The 19,005-nt window shown below is 38.2% G+C and carries 17 protein-coding genes and 1 pseudogene; 5 read left to right on the forward strand and 13 right to left on the reverse strand.

The window, feature by feature from the left end; genetic code table 11:
- Window positions 1-36 precede the first annotated feature (36 nt).
- Window positions 37-3,138 carry a DNA polymerase III subunit alpha gene (locus tag HMPREF1514_RS03480; RefSeq protein WP_037597211.1) on the reverse strand — a complete coding sequence of 1,034 codons (3,102 nt, stop codon included), beginning with the start codon at window positions 3,136-3,138 and terminating at the stop codon, window positions 37-39.
- A 151-nt stretch (window positions 3,139-3,289) separates the two neighbouring features.
- Between HMPREF1514_RS03480 and HMPREF1514_RS03485 the strand changes: the two genes are divergently transcribed.
- Genes HMPREF1514_RS03485 through HMPREF1514_RS03495 form a run of 3 tightly spaced genes read left to right on the forward strand, consistent with a single transcriptional unit; the run spans window position 3,290 to window position 5,170 of the window.
- Complete coding sequence (locus tag HMPREF1514_RS03485; RefSeq protein ID WP_003069676.1) at window positions 3,290-3,655, forward strand: GntR family transcriptional regulator; 366 nt, start codon at window positions 3,290-3,292, stop codon at window positions 3,653-3,655.
- 3 nt (window positions 3,656-3,658) lie between these two features.
- Window positions 3,659-4,354 carry an ABC transporter ATP-binding protein gene (locus tag HMPREF1514_RS03490; RefSeq protein ID WP_037597212.1) on the forward strand — a complete coding sequence of 232 codons (696 nt, stop codon included), beginning with the start codon at window positions 3,659-3,661 and terminating at the stop codon, window positions 4,352-4,354.
- Between the two features lie 21 nt (window positions 4,355-4,375).
- Window positions 4,376-5,170, forward strand: coding sequence for an ABC transporter ATP-binding protein (locus tag HMPREF1514_RS03495; RefSeq protein ID WP_037597213.1), 795 nt, complete (start codon window positions 4,376-4,378; stop codon window positions 5,168-5,170).
- Between the two features lie 146 nt (window positions 5,171-5,316).
- Here the strand turns inward: HMPREF1514_RS03495 and recJ are convergent, their stop codons facing one another.
- From recJ to miaA, 9 genes and pseudogenes are all read right to left on the reverse strand, one after another.
- Complete coding sequence (gene recJ, locus HMPREF1514_RS03500) at window positions 5,317-7,551, reverse strand: single-stranded-DNA-specific exonuclease RecJ (RefSeq protein ID WP_037597214.1); 2,235 nt, start codon at window positions 7,549-7,551, stop codon at window positions 5,317-5,319.
- Window positions 7,552-7,649: 98 nt separating this feature from the next.
- The gene (locus HMPREF1514_RS03505) at window positions 7,650-8,057 is read right to left on the reverse strand and encodes a GNAT family N-acetyltransferase (protein WP_037597216.1); all 408 of its coding nucleotides are present in this window, start codon (window positions 8,055-8,057) and stop codon (window positions 7,650-7,652) included.
- Window positions 8,041-8,772: a class I SAM-dependent methyltransferase gene (locus tag HMPREF1514_RS03510; protein ID WP_037597218.1), complete on the reverse strand. Its 732-nt coding sequence runs from the start codon at window positions 8,770-8,772 to the stop codon at window positions 8,041-8,043. The genes HMPREF1514_RS03505 and HMPREF1514_RS03510 overlap by 17 nt, the downstream gene beginning before the upstream one ends.
- Before the next feature lie 9 nt (window positions 8,773-8,781).
- Window positions 8,782-9,537, reverse strand: a complete 756-nt coding sequence (locus HMPREF1514_RS03515; RefSeq protein WP_037597220.1) for an SDR family NAD(P)-dependent oxidoreductase — start codon at window positions 9,535-9,537, stop codon at window positions 8,782-8,784.
- A 9-nt stretch (window positions 9,538-9,546) separates the two neighbouring features.
- Window positions 9,547-10,155 (reverse strand): annotated as a pseudogene (locus HMPREF1514_RS03520) (histidine phosphatase family protein).
- 32 nt (window positions 10,156-10,187) lie between these two features.
- On the reverse strand, window positions 10,188-11,117 hold the full coding sequence (rnz, locus tag HMPREF1514_RS03525) for a ribonuclease Z (protein ID WP_037597222.1): 930 nt from the start codon (window positions 11,115-11,117) through the stop codon (window positions 10,188-10,190).
- A gap of 10 nt (window positions 11,118-11,127) precedes the next feature.
- Window positions 11,128-11,757 (reverse strand): cystathionine beta-lyase, encoded by a 630-nt coding sequence (locus tag HMPREF1514_RS03530; protein ID WP_037597223.1) that lies wholly within the window; start codon window positions 11,755-11,757, stop codon window positions 11,128-11,130.
- Complete coding sequence (hflX, locus tag HMPREF1514_RS03535; RefSeq protein WP_037597225.1) at window positions 11,750-12,988, reverse strand: GTPase HflX; 1,239 nt, start codon at window positions 12,986-12,988, stop codon at window positions 11,750-11,752. The genes HMPREF1514_RS03530 and hflX overlap by 8 nt, the downstream gene beginning before the upstream one ends.
- Entirely contained in the window at window positions 12,981-13,865 is an 885-nt protein-coding gene (gene miaA / locus HMPREF1514_RS03540; protein WP_037597226.1) for a tRNA (adenosine(37)-N6)-dimethylallyltransferase MiaA, read from the reverse strand. The genes hflX and miaA overlap by 8 nt, the downstream gene beginning before the upstream one ends.
- Window positions 13,866-13,942: 77 nt before the next feature.
- Here miaA and HMPREF1514_RS09145 point away from each other — a divergent pair, with 77 nt between their 5' ends.
- Window positions 13,943-14,113 carry a DUF3042 family protein gene (locus HMPREF1514_RS09145; protein ID WP_003024081.1) on the forward strand — a complete coding sequence of 57 codons (171 nt, stop codon included), beginning with the start codon at window positions 13,943-13,945 and terminating at the stop codon, window positions 14,111-14,113.
- A 107-nt stretch (window positions 14,114-14,220) separates the two neighbouring features.
- On the opposite strand, the gene HMPREF1514_RS03545 is transcribed toward HMPREF1514_RS09145, so the two are convergent.
- The 3 genes from HMPREF1514_RS03545 to HMPREF1514_RS03555 are packed head-to-tail and all read right to left on the reverse strand — an operon-like array spanning window position 14,221 to window position 17,322.
- A complete protein-coding gene (locus tag HMPREF1514_RS03545; RefSeq protein WP_037597228.1) occupies window positions 14,221-15,498 on the reverse strand; it encodes an ABC transporter permease in 1,278 nt (425 codons plus the stop codon).
- Window positions 15,498-16,190: an ABC transporter ATP-binding protein gene (locus HMPREF1514_RS03550; RefSeq protein ID WP_037597230.1), complete on the reverse strand. Its 693-nt coding sequence runs from the start codon at window positions 16,188-16,190 to the stop codon at window positions 15,498-15,500. Before HMPREF1514_RS03550 ends, HMPREF1514_RS03545 begins: the two co-directional genes overlap by 1 nt.
- Window positions 16,174-17,322: an efflux RND transporter periplasmic adaptor subunit gene (locus HMPREF1514_RS03555; protein WP_037597231.1), complete on the reverse strand. Its 1,149-nt coding sequence runs from the start codon at window positions 17,320-17,322 to the stop codon at window positions 16,174-16,176. Before HMPREF1514_RS03555 ends, HMPREF1514_RS03550 begins: the two co-directional genes overlap by 17 nt.
- 270 nt (window positions 17,323-17,592) lie before the next feature.
- On the opposite strand from HMPREF1514_RS03555, the gene gorA reads away from it, so the two are divergent.
- Window positions 17,593-18,984 (forward strand): glutathione-disulfide reductase, encoded by a 1,392-nt coding sequence (gene gorA, locus HMPREF1514_RS03560; RefSeq protein WP_232216469.1) that lies wholly within the window; start codon window positions 17,593-17,595, stop codon window positions 18,982-18,984.
- The last annotated feature ends 21 nt before the right edge of the window (window positions 18,985-19,005 follow it).

Consider the following 19,005-nt stretch of genomic DNA (forward strand, 5'->3'; position numbering starts at 1 on the left):
CAATCAAAATCAAAATTCTTCTTTTTTCCTAATTTTTTATTGATAAATCGTTTTCATGGTTATTTTTTTCAATTCTTCTTGTAATTTATCTGATTTTTGAACACGATATTGAGGAATTGCTACTGTCTTTCTTTCATTTTCATAACGGATAACGACTGGAATATCTCCTCGAAATTGCTGTAAAATAGCGGATATTTCTGCATCACTTTCATGATTTTCTACTTGTATCCAAAAACGTTCTGTGTTAGCTTCCTGCAAATGGTTTAAAATCATCTGCAAACGATTCTCTCGTTTCTGAATCCGACCAGTCAGATAATAGAAACCTTTTTTATGCAAACCTTTGCCGAACTGTTTAAAGGTATCTGGAAACACTGTCACTTCCATTTTTCTTTTAGTATCACTTACTTGTAAGAACGCCATATTTTCACCCGTTTTGGTACGAATGACGCGAATGGACAAAATTTCTACTAAAATCGTCGCATGAGTGTTTTCAACTAACTCTTGAATAGGAGTAAAGGATTGAGTAGCAGCTTTTGCAAGCTTTACCAAAGGATGCTCGCTCAAACCAACACCGATAATTTCCTTTTCTAGCTCAAATTTCTCTGCTTCTGTATAATTCTCCGCTTCTGTCCAACTATAATTTGTATCTGCAAAAAGACTGCCTAATTCATCTGCAAAGACAAACAAATTGGGAAGATTTTGCAGGATTTTTTGACGATTTTTTTCAAATACATCAAATAAGCCGATTTGTACTAAGGGGGTTAGTAACTGAACCTTATGATATTGTGTTGGTAATTTCAAAACGAAGTCTTCTACATTTGAAAACGGACGATTTTCAATAATCCAATAAGCAACATCGCGTGGCAATCCTTTAATGTTTTTCAAGCCTAAATATATCTGCTTGTCTTGGAATTTATCTCGATAAGGAATGTTATTGATATTTAAAGAAGCGACTTGAAAGTCGAACTCTAACGCATCTGTGATGTAATCACTGCTTGAATAATTCAGCATAATATCAAAGAAAATATCAGGATAGTGCGCTTTGAAATATGCCAACTGAAAAGCAAGGGCGGAGTATGCATAAGCGTGGCTGCGATTAAATCCGTAACCTACAAACTTTTCCATAACCGCAAACACTTCTTTTGCTTTGATTTCAGAATGTCCAAGATCAAGTGCTCCTATAACAAATTCTGCTTCCATTCGATGCATTTCAGTAGCATCTTTTTTCCCCATAGCTCTCCGCAAAATATCGGCTTTGCCTAAGCTAAAACCAGCAAAACGCTGAGCAACCTGCATTACCTGTTCTTGATACAGCATAATACCGTAAGTTGGAGCTAAAATATCTTCCAAACTTGAATCCAGCATTTCTACCTTTTCTTGTCCGTGCTTTCTTTTTACAAAATTATCAATATAATCACTAGCTCCCGGACGGTTGAGTGATGTAGTGGCGACGATTTCTTCGAATTGCACAGGCTGAACACGCTTCAAAAGGTTAATAGCGCCCGCTTGCTCAAATTGAAAAATACCCTTGGTTCTGCCCGCTGCAAAAAGCTGCAAGGTTATAGTATCCTCCAGATCAATCTTTGCAATGTTAATAGCAACACCATACTTCTCCAAAACTGCTTCTTTCATTCGTTGAACAAAGGTCAGGTTGCGCAAGCCAAGAAAGTCCATTTTGAGCAGGCCATTGCTTTCAACCCCATGTGCATCATATTGCGTGATGTACATATCTTCCCCATATTTAAGTGGAATGTGTTCTGTCAGATCATTATCACTCATCACCACACCTGCCGCATGAATCGAGGTCTGACGTGGATTTCCTTCAATTTTTTTCGCAATTTCAAAAGCTTTTTGATACTCCAGTTTACTGTTAATAATCTGACGAAAAGACATATTTTTTTCATAAGCTGAAGTCAATGTGTCACGAAAACTGATTTTACGAGTAATGTTGGTCAATTCATATTCTGGCACCCCGTAGCGTTTAAAAACGTCACGAATTGCTTGCTTAGCCCCAAAAGTAGAATAGGTCACGATTTGCGCTGTATGCATCGTCCCGTAACGATCGCGGACATAGCGGATAAATTCTGGACGATAGACATCGGGAATATCAATATCAATATCAGGCATAGTATAACGTTCCAGATTTAAAAATCGCTCAAAAATTAGATTTTTCTCAACAGGATCAATCCCTGTAATTTCAAGAGCATAGGCAACTAGGCTTCCAACTGCAGATCCACGACCCATGCCCATATAATAACCCTGACTGCGACCAAAGCGCAGCAAATCCCAGACAATCAAAAAATAATCATCGAAACCCATTTGATGAATGATAGCTAATTCTTGATTCAAGCGTTCTTGATACGCTTCTGTCCATAATTTTTTTGCTTTTAATCCAGCCTCAGCTCGTTCTCGTAGCTCTTCTACTGCCGGTCGTTCTGGATTAAAACGCGGTAATTTTAACTCTGTATTAATTTCATAATGTACACCTGCGACTAACTGCTCCAGGTTATCCAGACTCTCTGGAAAATTTTTCTGAAAAGCCTGTGTAAACTGCTTAGACGATAATAAATACTCATTGCTTGGCAAATGTCCAACTTCTCGCAAACTACTGTTTTCCCGAATGGCCCGTAGCATCTGCAATGTTTCTAAATCTCCAGTATCAAAGTAACGAACCGTATGCAAGGGTAAAGTTTTATGCATGAAATCTTGTTGAGGAGTATCTGGAAATACACCTATATAAAAATCTTTTCCCAAATCCAAGTCTCGAATTCCATCAAATACAGGAACAATAATCGCTATCCCTTCCAATAAATGCTGCAACTCTTCCCACTTGCTCTTTCCTATCATTTTTAATGTAGAAAGTTTCATTAAATTGCGATACCCTTGACTATCAAGAGCTAGAAAACGGAGATTAAGAGGAACCCCTGCATAATCCAAGGTCATTTCTATACCTAAAATCGGCTGAATTTTTTGCGCAGTCGCAATTTCCATGAAATGATAAGCTCCATAGAGATTGTCAATATCCATCATCCCTAGAGTTTGATATCCTAATGCTTTAGCTGTTTTCACATATTTCTTTATAGAAATCAAACTATCCATAAATGTATAAACAGTTTTCGTATCTAATTGAGCAACCACGGCATTCTCCTTTGTTTCTTCTCTTTTCTATTATACTAAATTTCTATTTTGCTTGCTGAAGAAAAAATACAGAATTTTTTTCTAAAAACTTGCTATTTTTTCAAAAATATTGTATTGTTTAATTAGTACAAAGATACAAAAAGGAGAAATCATGAGTTGGACTTTTGATAACAATCTTCCCATTTATTTACAGATTATGGATAAGATTAAATTGCAAATCATCTCCAACCAGCTACAAGCTGGTGAGAAATTACCTGCCGTTAGAGAATTAGCTGCAGAAGCCGGTGTGAATCCAAATACTATCCAACGAGCTTTATCTGACTTGGAAAAAGATGGTTTTGTCTATTCTCAACGCACAGCAGGACGTTTTGTCACTGATAATCATGACTTGATTTTAAAAACCAGACAAAAACTTTCTAAGGAGGAAGTGGAGAAATTTGTAAATGGTATGATTCATTTTGGTTATCAGAAAGAAGAATTACCAACAATTGTTGAAGATTATATAAAAGGAGTTTAGGAAATGGTCTTACTTGCATTTGAAAATGTCTCAAAATCCTACGGCAGCACACTTGCTTTAGAACACATCAATTTTGAAATCGAAGCTGGAAAAATTATCGGCTTGCTCGGTCCAAATGGCTCTGGAAAGACAACTATAATTAAACTTATCAATGGTTTGCTCCAGCCAAATGATGGGAAAGTTCTCATCAATGGGCTTCAACCGTCACCAGAAACCAAAAAAATCGTATCTTATTTACCAGATACGACCTACCTGAATGAAAAAATGAAAGTCAAAGATGCTTTGCAGTACTTTCAATCTTTCTATGCAGATTTTGAGATGGAGCGTGCTCAAGCCTTGTTACAAGATCTTCACATTGACGAAAATCTAGCATTCAAAAAATTATCCAAAGGAAACAAAGAAAAAGTTCAGTTGATTTTGGTCATGAGCCGCCAAGCCAAACTTTATGTTCTTGATGAACCAATTGGAGGAGTTGATCCAGCAGCACGAGACTACATTTTACAGACGATTATCAACAATTATTCACCTAGTGCTTCTGTTCTCATTTCAACACATTTGATTTCAGATATTGAACCAATCTTAGATGAAATTATCTTTATTGATAATGGCAAGGTCGTTCGGCAAGGCAATGTAGATGATATTCGTTATGAGTCTGGTGGATCCATTGACCAACTCTTCCGACAAGAATTTAAAGCTTAAGATAAATGAAGGAGATTAACTATGTTTTGGAATTTATTAAAATATGAATTTAAAAATGTAAATAAGTGGTATTTAGGATTATATGGAATCGTACTCTTTCTATCTATTAGTATTGGACTTTGGCTAAGACATTTTGCAAATGGAAGGAACTTTTTCGACCGTTTGCAGTCTTCTACTAATGAAGCAGGGAGTATGACAAGTACTTTCTTCGGTTTTACAATGCTGATTTTCTCAGGTCTCCTTGTAGCACTTGCAATTTCAACACTCTTTCTGATTATTCGTCGTTTTAAAAATAGTGTTTATGAAAGAGAAGGATACCTAACGCTCACCTTACCAGTTAATGAACACCAAATTATCCTTTCAAAATTACTCGGCGCTATTATATGGACGATTCTTAGTACCATTGCATTATTTCTTAGTTTTTTCATCATTGCCCTTATTGTGGGAACTGCTTTTCATACACAATCTGAAATTGAAACAGTTGTTCGATTACTTGGTAAACACTTTTGGGAAATGACTGGTGAAGCCTTGAAATCATTTGGATACTATCTTGTAGTCCTTATCCCAAATATCCTATTGATTTATCTTTCTATCTCTATCGGTCAACTCTTCCAAGATCACCGCGCTGCAATAGCCTTTCTAACTTATTTTGGAATTCATTTTTCTCTGCTTATCGTCGCTAATTTGAGCGTTTCGGCTTTCCCATCACTTAATACTTTAAGTAGTTTTGGTGAGATAGTCGTATCTCTTCTTTTAGGTCTGATTTACTATGCTGGAACTTATTATATCCTCAAACATAAAGTAAATTTACAGTAGATAATACCATCTAATAGCAATACTCACAAAAAATAAAGTCATGAGTTCATCTTACTCATGACTTTTTCATTACTCAAAGCTTCATAGCCCATTTCATAGCTTGACTACAAAGGCTAACTCCTCAAAATAAATGGTTCATCTAACTTCTAGTTTGAACATTCATCTTTTTCTATCAGATAATCATAAATTTCCTGTACCGTTCCTAGAGCCATAAGTTCCTGCTCCTTGACAGTTATTTTAAGCTCCTGATAAATATGGCTACTTTCAATAGCTTTTTTTTCTGCGTTTTTATTTACCTGCATAACCCCATCTTGAATCGTCACAAAGCCTAACTCTTCAAAAATTTGAATCATCTTAATGAGTAGGATGGGATCAATTTTGAGATAAGCGGCTAGTTCTTTCAATTTGTAGCGTATATCAAACTCTGGAAACTGATAAATCGTTTTATAGAGTTTAGCAAACTGCTCTCTTGTTCCGAAACCTGTCAAATAATAGGGCTGAACAATCTCATTTTTAAAGTAAATTGCTTCAAAATTGCCCTGTTGAATAATTGCTTTGAGCTGATTTAGGTGCTCAGGTAAGTCATACACTACAACTGCTCTGCTCTTTTTCAAATCAGGAATTTCTCCTGAAAAACGTAAAACAGGAACATTTTCAGGCAACCGAGCATTTTTACCTCGGATATTAAAAAGCTGAATTCCATCGACCCTCGCATCCATCAGCATAAGCTGGAGGCTAGTCTGACCATTCCACTTGTTGACCGACAGAGTCACTGCTAACTCTAAATTTTTAGTTTGAGAAAATTCTGTCGCAAGCTCACCTAGACCAAAAGCCACTACTTCAAGAACTGCGCTAGCCTGAGAAATTTTCAGCTTAAGGTGCGCATTCCCCATCCCCATAGTGCGGACATTTTCAACCTTAAAATCTTTCAAATAGAAAATAGGCTTTTTATTGTCCATGCCGAAAGGAGCTAACTTTTCAAAGTTTTTGATGGTCTCTAATGTCAGATCTGACAAAGCTAATTCTTCATCCAAAAAGAGTTCATTCTTAGTTGACAAATCCAGCTGATTATTTTCAATATAGGCTGTCAAAACCTGACTGAGTTCTTCTAATCGACTGACATCAAGAGTCATGCCAGCTGCCCCTGCATGCCCACCAAAAGCTACAAATAACTCTCGGTGAGGATCTAGAGCTTCAAAAATATCAACTGCTTCAATGCTGCGAGCACTACCTTTGGCTAAACCATTTTCAATATTCAGCACAATGATCGGCTGATGCAACTCTTCTAAAAGTCGCCCTGCTACAATTCCCAAAACACCTGGATTCCACCCCTTGCCAGCTAGAACCTGAACAGGCTTCTTAGGATCAATCATAAACTTAGCTTCATCATAGATATGCTGCACCATCTCCTTGCGTTCGTCATTTTTCTGATTAATCATCAGGGCAATGTCACGCGCTTCTTCTTCATCAAAACCGGTCAGAAGTTCAATAGCAGGATTGGGATCATCCAATCGACCTAGAGCATTGAGTCTAGGGGCTATTTGAAAACCGACTGTTTCTTCGTTCAGCTCGTCAGACTGTATACCTGCTATTTTGAAAAGTTCCTGCAAACCGATGCGCTGGGTGTTTTTCAAAACAGACAAGCCATATTTGACCAAAATCCGATTTTCCCCTGTCAAGCTGACCATATCTGCGATAGTCCCAATAGCTACTAAATCCAGCAACTCTACTTGAACTTCCTCTAAAAGGGCAGTTGCTAGCTTAAAAGCCACGCCGCAGCCAGCTAAGTGCTTAAAAGGATAATCAGCTTCTGGATGTTCCGGGTGAACAATTGCATAAGCATCAGGAAGTATTTCCGGCATAGAGTGGTGATCCGTCACAATCACATCCACTCCCATAGACTGAGCTAGTTCAATAGCTTCCAATCCTGCAACTCCATTATCCACTGTAATGAAGAGGGAAATACCCTGATTATCAATAAAATACTTATAAACGCTCGCGTTAGGACCATAACCGTCTGTAAATCGATTGGGCAGATAGACCTGACACTCTGCTCCAAGTTGCTCTAACGCTTCTTTAACAATGGAAGCTGAAGTCATTCCATCCGCATCGTAATCTCCATAAATCAAGATTTGTTCATCATTTTCAATCGCTTGACGAATGCGCGTCACTGCCTTATCCATATCATGCAATTCATAAGGATCATACAGCTGGTCTAAACTAGGCTCTAGAAAGTCTCGCAATGCTTCTTCTGTCTGGATACCTCTCTGGTAGACTAGATTAGCTACCGAAGTCTCCAAGCCCAGTTTTTTAGCTTTTTTAATAAAGTCCTCATCTGAAAAATTTGTGGCAATCTGCCAATCATATTTTGATGTAATCATGAAATCATCTTTCTTTTACAATATAACTTTTATTATAACACGAAAAGACTAGCTTTCACTAGCCTGAACTTCTAATTTTATACATATAGCATTTTAGGCTATCCTACATAAATCAAACCTGTACAATTTGAATCAGACAGTTTTCGAAATCTGAGGCCTTGATAAAAAGATAGCGTCTTATCAGATTGATCTGTCACTAACTCCATCTGATAAACATTTGAGCATTCTTCCAAAGTAGTCTGTAAGAGTTTACGTCCGATGCCTTGCCTCTGATAATTTTGTAGAACCAGTAGGTCTTGGATAAAAAGAACAGAAGCTCCATCTCCTACTGCTCTAAGAAGACCGACAAGACAGTCATTGTCATACGCTGCCACAGTGTAAAGAGAATTTTGAAAGGCCTGCTCTAGTCGCTCTGGATAATCCGTATAGTTACTCCAACCAACAGATTGATAAAGCGAAAGTAAGTCCTCAACAACCATTTGTTTATTTTCAACATAATGAATCATTCTTGAATCCTTTTTGCAGCCAAATATGTTGAAAAGCAGCAATATCACGATAAGGAGACTGTTGGCAAACTGCAAGCTCTATCTTCAACATCTTTTCCCGCCAAGCGACTGCTGTTTTAACTGCATTGTCTTGCAAGCCATAAAAAATTCGAATTCCTTGATAATTCTGAACAGTCAATTCAGACGTGACCTTTTGTAATAAGTCTGCTAAATCATAATAGGTTGCTTGTCCCATTGTATGCGATTGATAAGACTGCCCTGATAATAAATCTAACGCTAAATTCGTATCATTTACAAACACTACTGTCTGCATAATTCGCCCCACTTCATTGTGCTTAACGAGCGAAATTTGTCCACCCTTTTTCAACAATCTGCTAAATTCAGCTAGATAAAGAGCTGGAGTATCCACATACTCCAGAACATTATGGCAGACAATGAGGTCAAAATGAGCATTTGGAATATCTTTCAACATTTCTAGACTGCCTTGTAGTTGCTGATAATGGAAATTCTGCTGACGTTCTGCAATCATCTCGTCATTTGGTTCTATAGCTATTACCTGATTGTTTTGTGCCAAAAAATCCGCCACCAAACCAAAACCACTCCCAAAATCTAATACCTTTTTATTTTTTATATGTGCTAACTGAGCAAATAGAATCTCATAATAAAGCTTCCCCCATGGTTGATTTAAAAATTCCTTGTAAGCTGCCACGTCCATAAACGTCTCCTACTTATAATTGAACATTTTACTGGCTAGTTTGTCACCAAGGTTGGGAAAAAGCGTATAGAGCTTGTGAGCCGCCTTCAGTGTGAAAGGCATGATCAACTCTCGCTTCTTTTTCCCAAAATTGTTCACAATCTGCTTAGCAACAGTATCTGCTTCCAAAATGTATTTATCAACCGCCTTAATATAACTACCATCGGGGTCAGCTTTGTCAAAGAAAGCCGTCTTAATCGGTCCTGGATTAACCGTCATCACATAGACATTGTAAGGCATCAACTCTAAACGCAAAGCATTGGAAAAACCGATAGCCGCAAACTTAGTAGCTGAGTAGAGACTAGATTTAGCACTAGCAATCAACCCAGCTGTACTAACAATATTGACAATATGCCCACGTCCCACTTGCTTCATTCTCTCCCCAAAGAGACGAGATAGATTCATAAGAGCAAAGGTATTAACTTCAAACATGGCATGAATGTCCTCGTTGCTAATCTTGTCAAATTCTTCAAAAATCCCATAACCAGCATTGTTAACGAGAACATCTACCTGTGCATACTTACTGTATAGTTCTTTAGTAAAGGTTTCTAAAGATTGATCATTCGTAATATCTAACTCAACGAATTCGCAATGTGCATGATTTGAATAAAGCTTTACTAATTTTTCCCGACTGCGTCCTACTAAAATCAACTGATCATTTGGCAACAGCTTCACCATTTCCTGAGCCACACCGCCACTGGCTCCTGTGATAACGATTGTTCGCATGTGTTCTCCTTACTTTTCTTTCAAAAAATCCGTTTGGTTTTCAATCTCAAAAACAAGCGTTTCTGTATTCAATAAACTAATGCTGCAATGTTTCACAAGAAAAAGCCGACTCTTGTTTGTCCACTCTCTCTTGTTCACCAAATGATAGATAATGTTTATCACTCCACCATGTGTAACCACAATTTGTGTCTCAGCTGAGTCGTTATTCTCTTGCAAAAACAATTGAAACCATGTCTTTATCCGTTGATAAAATTCTATCGGGCTTTCTCCATTTGGATAATGCTCGTCCATTGCAAGACTTCTAAAATAGAGATGAGGAAATTTTTGATCAGCATCACTATTTAACATTCCTGCTAAATCACCATTATTCGTTTCTCGTAAGGTACTTTCTTTTTCTACTGGCAACTGAAGTTTTCTTGCCAAAATCTCCGCTGTAGTCTCGGCTCTTTTTAAATCACTCGTAATAATTTTCGTAAGGTGATAGGCTTCTTTGTATCAGACTAAGTAATCCGCCAACTCTTCTGCTTCCCTTTTTCCCTCAGGAAGAAGATCAAGCTGACTCCAGCCACCTCTATGTTGAGCAGAATCTTTCCCATGTCTTACAAATAGTATTTTCATGCGTTCCTTTCATTTTGCTCTTCTATTTAGATTTATATCTCTACTTCCTCTAAATCCTTGACCAAGTGAACATTTTCAAAAACAGAACTGGCATCTCTACGCATTTGACCAATATCCTTTGATAGAAAACGCGCGCTGATATGGTTGAGTAGGAGACGCTTAACACCAGCCTCTTTAGCGACTTCTGCTGCTTGTAGATTGGTAGAGTGGCCGTGATTGCGAGCGATTTTCTCATCTCCTTTGCCATAAGTGGACTCATGTACCAAGACGTCTGCATTGACAGCAAGCCGCACACTGGCATGCGTTTTACGTGTATCTCCCAGAATAGTAATGATCTTGCCAGGTCGCGGAGCTGAAATATAATCTGCTGCTATAATTTTCGTTCCGTCTGCTAACACTACGTCTTCCCCATTTTTTACCTTACCAAAGAGAGGCCCAAAAGGAAGACCAGCAGCTTTCAGCTTCTCAGCATCCAATGTACCTTCCAAATCTTTCTGCATAATGCGGTAACCCACACAAAAAATGCTATGATCTAGTTTCTCTGCATAAACTGTAAATTTATCAGTTTCTAAAATTTTCCCTAAGTGTTTTTCGTCAAATTCATGAAAATGAATCCGATAAGGCAGGCGCGACCCTGACACATGAAGACTCGTCATGACAAAACTTTTAATACCGACCGGTCCATATATTTCAATATCTGTTTGCTCTTCATTAGCTTGAAATGATCGAGTGGACAAAAAACCCGGTAGACCAAAAATATGATCCCCATGCAAATGAGTGATAAAAATCTTTCTAATCTTTCTGGGACGAATCGTCGTCTCTAAAATGCGATTCTGGGTTCCTTCACCACAATCAAACATCCAAATTTCATTGATTTCATCCAATAGTTTCAAAACCAGACTAGAAACATTACGAGCCTTAGAAGGCTGACCAGCTCCTGTACCTAAAAATTGTAGTTGCATCTTTTTCTTTCTATTTTTTATTAATATAAATCATCGCAGAGCGATTCTGAGAACGATAATAAAGCTGACCGGAATAGGTTTGAGCCAGCTGACTTAACTCTTCCTGATTATAGCCTTCCAGTTTTATCCTTCCATCCGCCAATTCATAGCAGTCAGTTAGAGCCGAAAGCGCCTGCTTTTGCACAATTTTTTCAGGAGCAGCCGGTATCATTCGAATAACTTTTCCATCTTCATAAACTAGATAATGAGGGAAAAGCTGAGCAATTTCAAAGAGTAGATCCGGTTCAATCACCTCTGGAATTTCTGGAAAAATTAATCCAATTCCATCTTCGTTTTCAAAACAAAAACCATAAGATTTACCTGAAAGATTCAGTCGGATAAAAGGCTTTTCCTCCTCAAAATTAGGAGAGCTGTTAAAAAGTGATAATTCCTTACTCAATTCTAAAAAATAATCCGTTGCTGCCTCTGGACTCTTTTTTTGGTAGAGTTCAGAAAAATACGCATTGATTACACTAGGTGGCGGTGTGATAAAAGTCAACTTTTGCGAATTGGACAGCTTATCCAAAACTTTTTCTAGATAAATACGATCTAAACTCGTAAAGCCACCGTATTTAAGCGCTAAATTGATATAATCAGTCATAAAATTCTTCTAGTCTCCATTTATTTTTTTCTGCTATATAGCCAGAAATCATTTCACTTTCTTCCACATACTCTCTCTTATCGATAATTGCTAGACTTTCTAATTCATACAACTTATAGGCCTTGCTAGAGCCAACCTTGATACAAAAAGGAACAAATAATTCTCGCATCTTATCCAACAGAGCTTCTTGTAAGACTGCTCTGCTATTTTCCATCTTTGCCGAAATCAAGACACAGGGAGTTAAAGTTGGAAGAAAATTTCCTGCTTTGTCAGCTTTATTATAAAGAGTCAAGCGAGGAATATCTAGCATATCCAAGTCTTTCATAATTGCCAAGACCGTTTTTTCATGTTCCTCATGATTCGGATCACTGGCATCAATCACATGAACCAAAAGATCCACATTTTTGCTCTCTTCTAAGGTTGATTTGAAGCTAGATATTAACTCAGTCGGCAAATCCTGAATAAAACCAACCGTATCCGTTAATGTTACATTCAGCCTCCCCGTCAGATTAGCACCTTTAGTTGTCGCATCTAAAGTGGCAAAAAGCTCGTCTGCCTCATATTGATTCTTGTTCGTCAAGGCATTCATAATAGTGGACTTCCCAGCATTAGTATAACCAATCAGACCGATTTTAAAAACACTAGAATCCAAACGTTTTTCCCGCACAGTTGCCCGATTTTTTTCTACAATTTTGAGTTGTCGCTCAATATCATGAATCTGATTACGAACACTACGACGATTGAGTTCTAACTGACTTTCACCGGGACCACGAGAACCAATTCCCCCAGCCTGACGGCTAAGCATAATACCCTGTCCAACCAGTCGCGGCAATAAGTATTTGAGCTGAGCCAAATGCACTTGAAGCTTCCCTTCATGACTCCTAGCCCGCATAGCAAAAATATCCAAAATTAACTGCATACGATCAATAACCTTGACCCCTAGAATCTCTTCCAAATTGATATTCTGACGAGGTGTCAAACGATTGTTGACAATTACGGTGGAGATCTCATCTGCCTCTACCATGTGTTTTATTTCTTCTAATTTTCCAGCACCAATAAAAGTCTTGCTATCATACTTTTCTCGTTTCTGAATGTAAGAGGACACCACTTGAGCACCAGCAGTTCTGGCTAGACTGGCTAATTCTTCCATAGACAGGGAGAAATTATCTATTCCCTGCAATTCTACTCCGATAAGGATGACTCGTTCCTGCTGTTTTTCTGTTTCAATCATTCATAAATTCCTTTATATCCTGCATCATCCGCTCTTTGTCCTTCGGTTTTGAAACCTGATAAAAGGCTGTATTCATACGGTTGCGAAACCAAGTTAGCTGGCGTTTAGCAAAGCGACGAGTATGTTGCTTTATTTTATCTGTAGCTTCCTCCAAGGTCAGCTCCCCAGCAAAGTAAGGGAAAAGTTCCTTGTAGCCAATTCCCTTACTAGCTTGAACATGCGGATAATAATCATAAAGCCACTTTGCCTCTTCTAAAAGCCCAGCCTTCAGCATTAGATCCACTCGCTGATTGATACGCTCATAGAGAACTTCTCGGCCATCATCTAGACAAATTAGCAGGGCATCATAATCAGACTGTTTGTTTTCAAGGTCCTTCCCCAAATGAGCAATTTCTAATGTTCGCATAGCTCTCCTACGGTTCATCTGGGGAATAGTCAATCCTAGCTTTGCTATTGTGCTAAACAATTCCTCATCTGTTAAAGTATCTAACTCTGATCGATAGGCTAAAATATCCTCACGAGAAGCTGAACCACCCAAATGATAACCTTCCAGTAGACTTTGAATATAAAGTCCTGTTCCTCCCACAATGATAGGTATTTTTCCTTTTGCTACAATCGTTTTAATAGCAGTTTCTGCCTCCTTTACAAAATCAAAAGCTGAATAAGCTTCACTCACTTCTCGCACATCTATCAAATAATGAGGAATCCCCTCTTGCTCTTCTGGAGTGATTTTAGCCGTTCCTATATCCAGTTTTTTATAGACTTGCTGACTATCACCGCTAATAATCTCACCATTAAAACGTTTTGCAATTTCTATACTAAGAGATGTCTTTCCTACTGCTGTAGGGCCTATAATCACAATTACCTTTGTTTTCATCTTTTCCCTTGAAAAAAATTTAATTTTTCGTTACTATATATTATAACATAAATAAAGTTCAAAAAAGGAGAAATCTAATGGCTAAAGGATTTGTTAAAGGGGTTGTTACTGGGGTTGCTGGTACTGTTGCTGCTGTTGCAGGTGCAGTTTATACATTTAAGAAAAAAGTGATTGAACCTGAAGAAAAGAAAGCAGCTTTCATCGAAGAAAATCGCAAAAAAGCAGCTCGTAAACGTGTATCACACTAAACTAGCTTATATACCATAAAAACTCCAACAAGTAACTCACTAAAAGATGAGTAGTTGTTGGAGTTTTTTTATAAAACATTCTTTCTTACACTGTGAAGATTATCCGTTTATTCATAACGTAAGGATTCAATCGGATCCAATTTAGACGCCTTATTAGCTGGCAAAATCCCGAAAATAATCCCGATAGTCGCTGAAAAAAAGACACTTCCAACAGCAGATACTGTTGTAATAGTAGGAGGAGCTCCGAAAAATGAATCTAAGTTATGACCAATAGAGGCTACGATAAGAGCTGCTAAAGCAAGCCCAATCAGACCACCGATTGCGGTCAACACTATTGACTCAATGACAAATTGCATCAAGATATTTCCACGAGTTGCTCCAAGCGCTTTTCGAAGACCGATTTCGCGGGTGCGTTCTGTCACCGATACAAGCATGATATTCATCACACCGATACCGCCAACCAGGAGGGCGATTCCTGCAATTGCACCAAAAACTATTTGTACGATAGCAATCTGGCTTTGAATAGAAGCCAATTGACCAGCTTGGTCAAACATTTGGTACTCGCCTTCTTTCACGCCAGACAACTTTGTCATCAAACGCGCTGCTGCACTTCCATCTTTCAATACATTATCTAATTTTTTGACGTGCACCACGACATTCATAATCTCGGCAGCATTGTATTCCGCAGCCAACTGGGTATTAGCCATTAGTAGATTTCCGTTGTTCATATTGGCTAAACGATTTCGTGTTTCATTTGGATCTTTATAAACACCAATTACACGGTAGTTATTATTTCCTAGCTGAACAATCTGATTGAGTGCTTTGTCTGCACCTCCAAAAAGAATATCAGCCAATTTTGTATCTATCAAAACAACTCTTGCAAATGTTTGATAATCATTTGCTGTCAGAATCCGACCTGCAACAATTTGATATTTCTTTACTGTAAAATAAGTTGAATTAATACCTATTATAGGAATCTTATCCGCTTTTTTCTTACCATAATTTACCGTAGCAGTTGTGTTATTTGTGACATAATAGTTATCAATCCCGCTAATCTCATTCACTGCTTGTTTGACCCAAGCTTCTTTGATTTCGGGCTCTACTTCAGTCGAAACCGTCTCATCGCTATTTCCACTGTCAGCATCTTCACGCATTTCTTGATAACTTATAACCCCATCTCCATTTTTACTTCTTTTATGTGAATAAAATATGGAGACATCTTGCTGAGCGCCACCTAAGACATCTGTGAAAGCTTTTGACATACCACTTCCTAGAGCCACAATCACCATGACAGACATAACACCAATAATAATGCCCAACATCGTTAAGAAAGAACGTATTTTATGCCCCATAATGGAGTTAATTGCAAATTTCCAATTCTGCATCATGCTTCTCCTTTCTTCGTATCCGACGAAATGACACCATCACGAATGACAATTTGGCGCTTTGCAAAGGCTGCAATTTCTGGTTCATGAGTGACCATGATAATCGTTTTCCCTTCACGGTTTAGCTCCGTCAGCAATTCCATAATTTGCTCACCTGTCTTGGTATCCAAAGCACCAGTTGGTTCATCTGCTAAGATAATGGAAGGATGATTAACTAAGGCACGCGCAATGGCTACCCTCTGTTTTTGACCGCCAGAAAGTTCTGACGGTAAATGGTGCATACGCGTTTCTAGCTCAACTTTTTTTAGGTATTGCTCTGCTAAAGCTTTTCGTTTGAATTGAGAAACTCCGGCATAAATCAAAGGAAGTTCTACATTTTGAAGAGCATTTAATTTTGACAACAAGAAGAATTGTTGAAACACAAAGCCAATCTGCTGATTGCGGACTTTTGCTAACTTCTTTTCACCTAGTTTGGCGACTTCTTCTCCTTCTAAATAATACTCTCCACTCGTTGGTCTATCGAGCATACCAATGATATTCATTAGCGTTGACTTACCTGAACCAGAAGGCCCCATAATTGCAACAAACTCACCTTCTTCAACAGCCAAATGAATATCTTTCAAGACCTGAAGTTCTTGATCTCCATTGCGATAACTTTTATTCACATTTTTTAAATCAATGAGTTTCTTCATATGATTTCACCTCTTGACCATCTTTCAAGCTATCTGTCGGATTGGTGATAACTTTACTATCTTTTGTCAAACCAGATGAGATTTCTTGATGTTTAGCATCTGCATTTCCAAGTGTCACTTGAACTTTTTTCGCAGTTCCTTTTTCTATTGTCCAAATATAGCTCTTATTGCTTTCAGAAACGATACTGCTGACTGGCACAAGAATACCTCTTGTCTTATTTTTTACTTCAATATTAATGGAAAAACCTTGCTTCAAATCACCAATTTCACTTGTAATATCAACTGTATATGGATATTTTGCTCCTGAGCTCGCATTCCCTGCGCTAGCTGCTGCTGTATTTTGGTTGTCTTTCGGATAATTGGAGATATAGCTGATTTTTCCAGTCCATTTCTTGTCTGGATAAACCTTGGACGTAATCGTCACTTCCTGTCCAACGGAAAGATTTGCTAAATTGTACTCTGATAGCTCCCCTTTTACTTGAAGGTTGCCGTTATTAACAATATGAACAAGTGTTTGATTTGCTCCTGTTGTAGACTTAGAAACATCGCGATTTACTTCTACTACGGTTCCATCATTTGCACTCGTTACAGTCGTCGCATTTAGCTGGGCTTGTGCTTTATTGACATTAGCTTCTGCATCTGCACGATTGTCTTGCAAATCCTTTAGTTGGGAATCAACAGACCGTTGTGCAGATGCAGTTGTTTTATCATCCGTAGCTGCATCACCTGTCGTTTCAATAGTTGTTCCATACGTTTTTAAATCATAAATTTGGCGATCGATTTTATTTAACGCGCGAACAGCAGTATCGTAAGCAGCTTGTGCTTCCACACTCTTGTATTGTACCAAAGCTTGACCAGCTGTTACTTTATCTCCAACATTTACAAGAACACTATCCAAATCACCTTTGGTACTATCATAATAGACGTACTGCTCATTAGTAGCTGCAATATGTCCTGACAATAAGACAGACGAAGCAACTGATCCTTCCCTCACTTTTTGCACTTGGATCGTTTTCTCTTTATCAGCGACATTATTACCATTGAACAAGAGAATCGTACCTATCGCTCCTAAAATAACAACCGTAGTTACACCAATTAGGCTAAACAACTGCCATTTTTTCAATTTTTTCATCTCTTTCTCCTCCTGATGAAAATCCTCCATTATTTTTTATATTATAACATACACAATTAGAAATAAGAAAACATTTACAAACAATTTCTTTACTCTTTTATCATTCTTCTATCTTCTATTCTTTATTCTTTTTGTATTAAATATATAATACAATAATACAATAATACAATTAAATAGTCAAATCTTCTATCAATTTTTGTAGCAGATTTTTGCAATCATTTTCTAAAAACGTTACAATAATTTCATACTACAGATAAAAAGGAGACTCGTATGAGAACATTTGACATCATTGCCATTGGTGGCGGTAGCGGAGGAATAGCAACCATGAACCGTGCTGGAGAACATGGTGCAAAAGCTGCCGTTATTGAAGAAAAGAAATTAGGAGGCACCTGTGTCAACGTCGGTTGCGTTCCCAAAAAAATCATGTGGTATGGTGCACAAATTGCCGAAGCTATTCAAGACTATGGACCAGATTATGGATTTACTTCAGATAATCAGCAATTTGATTTTAGGACACTTCGAAAGAATCGCGAAGCATATATTGACCGTGCACGCCATTCTTACCATAATAGTTTCACTCGGAATGGAGTTGAGGTGATTGAAGGTCGTGCCAAATTCATAGACCGCCATACAGTTGAAGTAAATGGCGAGATCATTCAAGCTAAACATATTGTTATCGCAACTGGTGCTCATCCTCATATTCCAGCAATCCCCGGAGCAGAATTAGGTGAAACTTCTGACGATGTTTTCGCGTGGGAAGAACTCCCGCAGTCTGTTGCCATTCTTGGTGCAGGCTATATTGCAGTCGAATTAGCCGGACTTCTGCATGCTTTAGGCGTAAAAACAGATCTCTTTGTCCGTCGAGAACGTCCTCTCCGTAATTTTGATGCTTATATCATAGAAGGCCTTGTAGAAGAAATGAAGAAATCAGGTCCTACTCTACACACCCACAAAATACCAAAAAAGCTTGAAAAAGTTGAAAACGATTTGCTTCGCATCACTTTTGAGGACGGAACGAGCCACGTCGCCCAACACGTCATCTGGGCAACAGGGCGGACTGCCAACACCGAAGGATTAAATTTAGAAGCTGCTGGTGTTACCCTTGATACTCGTGGCTTTATCTCAGTTGATGAATTTCAAAATACAGCAACATCAGGTATTTATGCCCTAGGAGATGTTACAGGAGAAAAAGAATTAACCCCTGTTGCTATCAAGGCAGGACGTACCTTAGCAGAGCGCTTATTTAATGGAAAATCTGAAGCTAAAATGGATTATTCTAACATTCCAACTGTTGTCTTCTCTCACCCAGCAATTGGGACAGTTGGCTTGACTGAAGAACAAGCCATTCAACAATATGGAGCAGAAAACCTTCACATTTATACCTCTGGTTTCACTTCCATGTATTCAGCTGTCACCCAACACAGACAACAAGCTAAGTTCAAACTGATTACAACAGGAACAGATGAGAAAGTCATTGGTCTCCACGGAATCGGTTACGGAGTTGATGAAATGATTCAAGGCTTTGCAGTTGCTATTAAAATGGGAGCGACCAAAGCAGATTTTGATGCGACCGTTGCCATCCAAACAATTCCCATAAATGTCTTACTCTTAGAATTTTTCCAACCTTATCTCAAGAGTCAGAAATGCTGGCTGCATTTCTGACTCTTTTAGTTTACACGATAA

Origin of the sequence: Streptococcus sp. AS20, from assembly GCF_000524255.1 — a bacterium.
Lineage (GTDB): Bacteria > Bacillota > Bacilli > Lactobacillales > Streptococcaceae > Streptococcus > Streptococcus constellatus.

What these genes read in the sequence shown, in the direction of transcription:
- HMPREF1514_RS03485 (WP_003069676.1), top strand. Translation starts at nt 3,290, where the DNA reads ATGAGTTGGACTTTTGATAACAATCTTCCCATTTATTTACAGATTATG.
- HMPREF1514_RS03490 (WP_037597212.1), top strand. Translation starts at nt 3,659, where the DNA reads ATGGTCTTACTTGCATTTGAAAATGTCTCAAAATCCTACGGCAGCACA.
- HMPREF1514_RS03495 (WP_037597213.1), top strand. Translation starts at nt 4,376, where the DNA reads ATGTTTTGGAATTTATTAAAATATGAATTTAAAAATGTAAATAAGTGG.
- recJ (WP_037597214.1), bottom strand. Translation starts at nt 7,551, where the DNA reads ATGATTACATCAAAATATGATTGGCAGATTGCCACAAATTTTTCAGAT.
- HMPREF1514_RS03505 (WP_037597216.1), bottom strand. Translation starts at nt 8,057, where the DNA reads ATGATTCATTATGTTGAAAATAAACAAATGGTTGTTGAGGACTTACTT.
- HMPREF1514_RS03510 (WP_037597218.1), bottom strand. Translation starts at nt 8,772, where the DNA reads ATGGACGTGGCAGCTTACAAGGAATTTTTAAATCAACCATGGGGGAAG.
- HMPREF1514_RS03515 (WP_037597220.1), bottom strand. Translation starts at nt 9,537, where the DNA reads ATGCGAACAATCGTTATCACAGGAGCCAGTGGCGGTGTGGCTCAGGAA.
- rnz (WP_037597222.1), bottom strand. Translation starts at nt 11,117, where the DNA reads ATGCAACTACAATTTTTAGGTACAGGAGCTGGTCAGCCTTCTAAGGCT.
- HMPREF1514_RS03530 (WP_037597223.1), bottom strand. Translation starts at nt 11,757, where the DNA reads ATGACTGATTATATCAATTTAGCGCTTAAATACGGTGGCTTTACGAGT.
- hflX (WP_037597225.1), bottom strand. Translation starts at nt 12,988, where the DNA reads ATGATTGAAACAGAAAAACAGCAGGAACGAGTCATCCTTATCGGAGTA.
- miaA (WP_037597226.1), bottom strand. Translation starts at nt 13,865, where the DNA reads ATGAAAACAAAGGTAATTGTGATTATAGGCCCTACAGCAGTAGGAAAG.
- HMPREF1514_RS09145 (WP_003024081.1), top strand. Translation starts at nt 13,943, where the DNA reads ATGGCTAAAGGATTTGTTAAAGGGGTTGTTACTGGGGTTGCTGGTACT.
- HMPREF1514_RS03545 (WP_037597228.1), bottom strand. Translation starts at nt 15,498, where the DNA reads ATGCAGAATTGGAAATTTGCAATTAACTCCATTATGGGGCATAAAATA.
- HMPREF1514_RS03550 (WP_037597230.1), bottom strand. Translation starts at nt 16,190, where the DNA reads ATGAAGAAACTCATTGATTTAAAAAATGTGAATAAAAGTTATCGCAAT.
- HMPREF1514_RS03555 (WP_037597231.1), bottom strand. Translation starts at nt 17,322, where the DNA reads ATGAAAAAATTGAAAAAATGGCAGTTGTTTAGCCTAATTGGTGTAACT.
- gorA (WP_232216469.1), top strand. Translation starts at nt 17,593, where the DNA reads ATGAGAACATTTGACATCATTGCCATTGGTGGCGGTAGCGGAGGAATA.